4 protein-coding genes are annotated in these 6759 nt (G+C 74.8%); all 4 read right to left on the bottom strand.

The genetic code is table 11. The features are described from left to right. Positions 1 to 124: 124 nt before the first annotated feature. Entirely contained in the window at positions 125 to 3436 is a 3312-nt protein-coding gene (locus ACZ3YO_RS25755) for a S41 family peptidase (RefSeq protein ID WP_465573440.1), read from the bottom strand. A gap of 133 nt (positions 3437 to 3569) precedes the next feature. Beyond that, positions 3570 to 4319 (bottom strand): 16S rRNA (uracil(1498)-N(3))-methyltransferase, encoded by a 750-nt coding sequence (locus ACZ3YO_RS25750; protein WP_465573438.1) that lies wholly within the window; start codon positions 4317 to 4319, stop codon positions 3570 to 3572. A gap of 77 nt (positions 4320 to 4396) precedes the next feature. Further along, on the bottom strand, positions 4397 to 5536 hold the full coding sequence (dnaJ, locus tag ACZ3YO_RS25745) for a molecular chaperone DnaJ (RefSeq protein WP_396323218.1): 1140 nt from the start codon (positions 5534 to 5536) through the stop codon (positions 4397 to 4399). A 75-nt stretch (positions 5537 to 5611) separates the two neighbouring features. After that, positions 5612 to 6646, bottom strand: coding sequence for a heat-inducible transcriptional repressor HrcA (gene hrcA, locus ACZ3YO_RS25740; RefSeq protein WP_465573434.1), 1035 nt, complete (start codon positions 6644 to 6646; stop codon positions 5612 to 5614). Positions 6647 to 6759 lie beyond the last annotated feature (113 nt).

The following is a 6759-nucleotide window of genomic DNA, read 5'->3' as shown; positions in this document are numbered from 1 at the left end:
GAGTTGCGCCCGCCCCCAGCAGGCAACGCAAAAAAACACCCCCCCCCCCCCACCCCCCCCGGGGGGGGGGGGCGCCCGCCGCCCCCCCCCCCCACTCCGCAGGGCTGCGCGCGGCCTCCGGCCGCTACGCCCAGGGCAGCGCAGGCGCCGTCCTGGCCGGGCTCCCGGCCAGCGCGGCCAGGGCGATCCGGACGCCCTCGGCGAGCTGCGGGTCCTCCCCGGCCGCGTGCTGGTGCGGCGCGATCGGCACCTCGACGTCCGGGTCGACGCCGTGGTTCTCCACGCCCCAGCCGTAGCCCTCCATCCAGAAGGCGTACTTGGGCTGGGTGACCAGGGTGCCGTCGACCAGGCTGTACCGGCTGTCGATGCCGATCACCCCGCCCCACGTCCGGGTGCCGACCACCGGGCCGATCTTCAGTGCCTGGATCGCGGCGTTGACGATGTCGCCGTCCGAGCCGGAGTACTCGTCGGCCAGCGCCACCACCGGCCCGCGCGGGGCGTCCGCGGGGTACGGCACCGGGCTGGCGATGTCCCGGGCGACGTCCCAGCCGACGATCCGGCGGGCCAGCTTCTCGATCACCAGCTGCGAGGTGTGGCCGCCGCGGTTCTCCCGGATGTCGACGATCACGCCCTCCTTGGCCATCTCCGACCGCAGGTCGCGGTGGATCTGTGCCCAGCCGGCCACCTGCATGTCGGGGACGTGCAGGTAGCCGAGCCGGCCGCCGGACAGCTCGCGGACGGCGGACCGGCGGCCGGCCACCCAGTCGTGGTAGCGCAGCGGCTCGTCGTCGGCGAGCGGGACGACCACCGGGTGGCGCTGGTCGGTGCCGTCCTTGCCGGCCACGGTCAGCTCGACCGGCTGCCCGGCGGTGCCGGCCAGCAGCGGCGCCGGGCCGGTGACCGGGTCGACCGGGCGGCCGTTGACGGCGAGGATCGCGTCGCCCGGTCGGACGGCGGCGCCCGGCGCGGCCAGCGGCGAGCGGGCCCGCGGGTCGGAGGACTCTCCGGGCAGGATCCGGGCGATCCGCCAGACGTCGCCGTCCTTGACCAGGTCGGCGCCGAGCTTCCCCTGGCGGCGGGCCGCCTCGGTGTGGACGCCGTGCGCGATGACGTAGGCGTGCGAGGTGCCCAGCTCGCCGTGCACCTCCCAGAGGAGGTCCACCAGGTCGTCCTTGGAGCCGAGCCGCTCCACCAGCGGCCGGTAGCGCGCCAGCACGCCGGCCCAGTCGACACCGGCGAGGTCCGGGCGCCAGAAGTTGTCGCGCATCAGGCGGCCGTTCTCGTCGTACATCTGCCGCCACTCGGCCTCCGGGTCGACGGTGACCCGCAGCCGGGCGAGGTCGACGTCGATCTCGTCGTCCTCACCGGCCGCCTTGTGGTCGGCGGGGACGATCCGCAGCTCGCCCTCGTCCAGGACGGCCAGCCGGGAGCCGTCGCCGCTGACCGCGAACCCGTCCAGGCCGTCGACCAGTTGCTCGGCGCGGCGCTTGCGGAAGTCGAACCGCTCCAGCGCCGGGCGCGGCCGCTCGTCCTCCAGGGAGGCCGCCTCGTCGCCGAGTTCGCCGATCAGCGGGATCCTCGTCCAGAGCACGCCGTCCTTGGCCGCCTTCAGCGAGCCGAACCGGCCGCCCTCGACCGGGAAGGGGATGATCCGGTCGGCGATGCCGTCCAGGTCGACCCGGGTGGCCGGCGGAGCGTCGGCGGCGCCCTCCTCGCCGTCCGCCTTCTTGCCCCTCGGCTCGTCCTCCTCGCCGCCGACCGGGCGACCGGCCCGCTGCGGCCCGAACGGCGACGGCGTGTCGGCGGCCAGCGTGACCAGGTAGGGGCGGCAGCCGTTGGGGAACGACAGGTCGAAGACGTGCGAGTCGTAGACCGGGTCGAAGTTGCGCACCGAGAGGAACGCCAGGTGCTTGCCGTCGGCGGTGAACGCGGGCGAGCTGTCGAAGAACCGCGCCGGGGTGACCTCGCCGACCGTCCGGGTGGCCAGGTTGGCCAGCGCGATCTGCCGCAACGAGAAGGCGCCCAGGCCCGCCGCCGGCTGCGACCAGGCCAGCCAGGCCGAGTCCGGGCTGAACGTCAGCCCGCTGACCTCGCCGTCCGTGCTGAGGGCCAGCTCGTGCACGACACCGTCGGCGAGCGTGACCAGCAGCACCCGGCCGTCGTGCGAGCCGACCGCCGCCTGCTTGCCGTCCGGCGAGACCACCAGGGCGCGGACCCGGCCGAGCTGCCCGGCGGCCAGCCGGCGGCGCTCGGCGCCCAGCACGGCCGGCGCGTACTCCAGCGCGTCGTCGCCGTCGGCGTCGGTCACCCAGAGCACGCCCTGGCCGCCGTCCTCGCCCGGCACCACCCGGGCCAGCCGGCCGCGCACGCCGGGCGTCTCGTCCAGCACCCGGGCGGGGCCCTCCCGGTGGGTCAGCCAGTGCACGGTGCCGCGGACCACGACGGCGCCGGCCCGGCCGGTGCGGTCGGGCGCGGCGCTCTCCAGCCAGTGCGCGGCCGGGACCGGGCGCGGCCGTCGCCCCGCCCGCGGCCCCGCCAGCCGGACGTCCAGCCGGCGCGCCCCGGCGCCGTCCGGCCCGCCCGTGCCGTCCGGACTGTCCGGGCCGTCCAGGTTGTCCAGCAGCCAGAGGTCACCGGCCCGGTGCCAGACCACCCGGGTGCCGTCGGTGGCGGCGTTGCGGGCGTAGAAGCCCTCCGGGGAGGTGGTGTGACGGCGCAGGTCGGTGCCGTCCGGGAGGCTGGAGTACAGCTCGCCGACGCCCTCGTGGTCCGAGAGGAAGGCGATCCTGGACGCGCCCGGCCCGCCAACCCAGAGCGGGGAGTCGAGCTGTCCGTCCAGCTCCTCGTGGACGCGGACGAACTCGTCGCGGCCGATCCAGAGCTTGCCGGCCTGGCCGCCCCGGTACCGCTTCCACCAGGCCGGGTCCCGGTTGTTCGCCGAGACCAGCAGCACCCTCCCCCCGCCTCCGGCCGGGGCCGCCCCCGTGCCGTCCGGCTCGAACGCCAGGCCCCCGACCGGCCCGTACGGCAGCCGGACCGGCTCGCCGCCGTCCAGCGGCACGGCGTGCGCCCAGGTGCGGCGCAAGGTGGCCTGACCGGCGGTGGTGGTGGCGATCGGGCGGCCGTCGGCCGTCCAGCCCTGCACCTGGGTCTGGTCGCTGCCCCAGTACGTCAGCCGCCGGGACGGGCCGCCGTCCACCGGCGCGAGGTGCACCTCGGGCGCGCCGTCCCGGGTGGAGGTGAAGGCGATGTACCGCCCGTCCGGGGAGAACCGCGGCCTTCGGACCGGGACGTGATCGGCCGTCAGCCGCCAGGCCCGGCCGCCGTCCAGCGGGGCGAGCCAGACGTCGTTCTCGGCCACGAAGGTGACCAGGTCACCGTGCAGATGCGGGTGGCGCAGGTAGGCGCCGGCAGGGGTGCTCGGAGATTCGCTCACACGGTCAGCCTAGACAGGTCCGCACACGATGCACCCGGGTTTTCCGCAACAGCCGACCCGTGTGGGGGACACTCCTCCACGTCTCCGGGACCGGGGCACGACCGCCGGGGCGCCCGGCCGCGGGCCCGGCGGCTCAGCTCCAGCGGCCGGTGCGGCCCAGCAGCAGGGCGCCGGCGGCCACGCCCGCCGTCGAGGTGCGCAGCACCGACGGGCCGAGCCGGTACGGCCTTGCGCCGGCCTCGGCGAAGGCGGCCAGCTCGTCCGGGGAGACCCCGCCCTCGGGGCCGACCACCAGCACGATGTCCCCGCCCGCCGGCAGGGCGGCACCGGCCAGCGGCTCGGCGCCCTCCTCGTGCAGCACCGCGGCGAGCGCGGCACCGGCCAGGACGGGCGCCAGCTGCCGGGTGGTCACCGGCTCGCGGACCTCGGGGAAGCGCAGCCGGCGGGACTGCTTGCCCGCCTCGCGGGCGGTGGCCCGCCACTTGGCGAGCGCCTTGGCGCCGCGCTCGCCCTTCCACTGGGTGATGCAGCGCGAGGCGGCCCAGGGGATCACCACGTCCACGCCGACCTCGGTCATGGTCTCCACGGCCAGCTCGCCGCGGTCGCCCTTGGGCAGCGCCTGGACGACGACGATCCGCGGCGACGGCTCGGGCTCCCGCCGGACCGCGGCCACCGTCACGTCGACGGCGTCCTTGCCGTGCACGGCCGCCACCGTGCCGTCCACGCCGAGGCCCAGCCCGTCCGCGAGGGTCACCGCCTCGCCGGGCTCCAGCCGCTTCACGGCGGCGGCGTGCCGCCCCTCCGGACCGTCCAGCCGGACCACCGCGCCGGGGGCGGCGATGGCGAGCTGCGTGGTCTCGACGACGAACACGGGCGCGGTCATGGGGGTTCCCTGAGGTCTCTGTGCGGTGGAACGACGGCGCCCGGTGACCCCGTCCGGGTCACCGGGCGCCGGTGCGGTCAGCGGCCGTTGAAGGCGTCCTTCAGACGGGAGAACAGCCCCTGCTGGCCCGGCGCGAACTGGCCCGAGGGCCGTTCCTCGCCGCGCAGCACCGCGAGGCGGCGCAGCAGCTCCTCCTGCTCGGCGTCGAGCTTGGTGGGCGTCTGCACCTCGACATGCACTATCAGGTCGCCCCGGCCGCCGCCGCGCAGGTGGGTGATGCCGCGGCCGTGCAGCGGGATCGACTGACCCGACTGGGTGCCGGGCCGGATGTCGACCTCCTCCAGCCCGTCCAGGGTCTGCAGCGGCACCTGGGTGCCGAGCGAGGCGGCCGTCATCGGGATGGTGACGGTGCAGTGCAGGTCGTCGCCGCGCCGCTGGAACACCGTGTGGCTGGTCTCGGCGATCTCGACGTAGAGGTCGCCGGCGGGGCCTCCGCCGGGGCCGACCTCGCCCTCGCCGGCCAGCTGGATCCGGGTGCCGTTGTCGACACCGGCCGGGATCTTGACGGTCAGCGTGCGGCGGGCGCGGACGCGGCCGTCGCCGGCGCACTCCGGGCACGGGGTCGGCACGACGGTGCCGAAGCCCTGGCACTGCGGGCAGGGGCGGGAGGTCATGACCTGGCCCAGGAAGGACCGGGTGACCTGGGAGACCTCGCCCTTGCCGCGGCACATGTCACAGGTCTGCGCGGAGGTACCGGGGGCCGCGCCCTCGCCGCTGCAGGTGGTGCAGGTGACGGCCGTGTCGACCTGGAGTTCCTTGGTGGTGCCGAAGGCGGCCTCCTCCAGGGTGATCTCCAGCCGGATCATGGCGTCCTGGCCGCGCCTGGTCCGGGAGCGCGGGCCGCGCTGGCCGGAGGCGGCGCCGAAGAAGGCGTCCATGATGTCGGAGAAGCCGAAGCCCGCCGCGCCCGCGCCGAAGCCGCCCGCACCGCCGCCGTTGGGCGACAGGGGGTCGCCGCCGAGGTCGTACACCTGACGCTTCTGCGGATCGGAGAGCACCTCGTAGGCGGCGTTGATCTCCTTGAACCGCTCCTGCGTCTTCGGGTCCGGGTTGACGTCCGGGTGCAGTTCGCGTGCCAGGCGCCGGAACGCCTTCTTGATCTCGTCCTGCCCCGCATCCCGTCGGACGCCGAGTACCGCGTAGTAGTCCGTGGCCACCAAATGCTCCGCTTGTTCCGCCTGTTGAAGTGCTTGCGACTGGTACCACCATCGGATGTCCGATGGTGGCCGTTCCTACGACTCGGCCAGGATCTGGCCCACGTACCGTGCCACCGCTCGCACCGCCCCCATTGTGCCCGGGTAGTCCATCCGGGTCGGACCGATCACACCCAGCTTGGCCACGCTCTCGTCGCCCGAACCGTAGCCCACGGAGACGATCGAGGTGGAATTGAGCCCTTCGTACGCGTTCTCCCGGCCGATCCGGACCGTCATCCCGGCGTCGGCCGTCTCACCCAGGAGGCGGAGCAGGACGACCTGCTCCTCCAGCGCCTCCAGCACCGGCTGGATGGTGAGCGGGAAGTCGTGCCCGAAGCGGGTCAGGTTGGCCGTGCCGGCCAGCATGATCCGCTCCTCGTTCTGCTCGGCGAGCGCCTCGAAGAGCGTCGCCAGGACGGTGGTGACGGCCGGCCGGTCGGCCGCCTCGAACTGGGACGGCAGCTCGTCCAGCAGCTCCGGGACCTCGGGCAGGCGCTGCCCGACGGCCCTGGTGTTGATCTTGGCGCGCAGGTCCGCCAGGACGGTCTCGCCGACCGCGCCCGGGCAGTCCACGAGCCGCTGCTCGACCCGGCCGGTGTTGGTGATCAGGACGAGCATCACCTTGGCCGGGGCCAGCGCCACCAGTTCGATGTGGCGCACGGTGGACCGGGAGAGCGAGGGGTACTGGACCACCGCGACCTGCCGGGTGAGCTGGGCGAGCAGCCGGACCGTCCGGGCGACCACGTCGTCCAGGTCGACCGCGCCGTCCAGGAAGTGCCGGATCGCCCGCCGCTCGGGCGCGCTCATCGGCTTGACCTCGGCCAGCCGGTCGACGAACAGGCGGTACCCCTTGTCGGTGGGGATCCGCCCGGCGCTGGTGTGCGGCTGGTGGATGTAGCCGTCCTCCTCCAGCGCCGCCATGTCGTTGCGGACGGTGGCCGGGGACACGCCCAGGCTGTGCCGCTCCACGAGGGCCTTGGAACCGACCGGCTCCTCGGTGCCCACGTAGTCCTGGACGATGGCGCGAAGGACCGCGAGCTTGCGGTCGTCGAGCTGGCGGACCTCACCGGCCATGGGGCACGCACCTCCGTCTTCGCACGTTGTCCGATGTGACATGTGTCCGTGTGTCTCGCTGCGGACCCCACTGGCGGGCCCCGGCTTTGGCACTCTGAACACACGAGTGCCAG

Source organism: Kitasatospora sp. NPDC022785, assembly GCF_055561295.1.
Note: the sequence above shows the minus strand (reverse complement) of the source record. Positions and strands in the feature narration are given on the sequence as shown.

Coding starts and splice junctions, on each gene's coding strand:
- hrcA (WP_465573434.1), bottom strand. CDS start 6,646: ATGGCCGGTGAGGTCCGCCAGCTCGACGACCGCAAGCTCGCGGTCCTT.
- ACZ3YO_RS25750 (WP_465573438.1), bottom strand. CDS start 4,319: ATGACCGCGCCCGTGTTCGTCGTCGAGACCACGCAGCTCGCCATCGCC.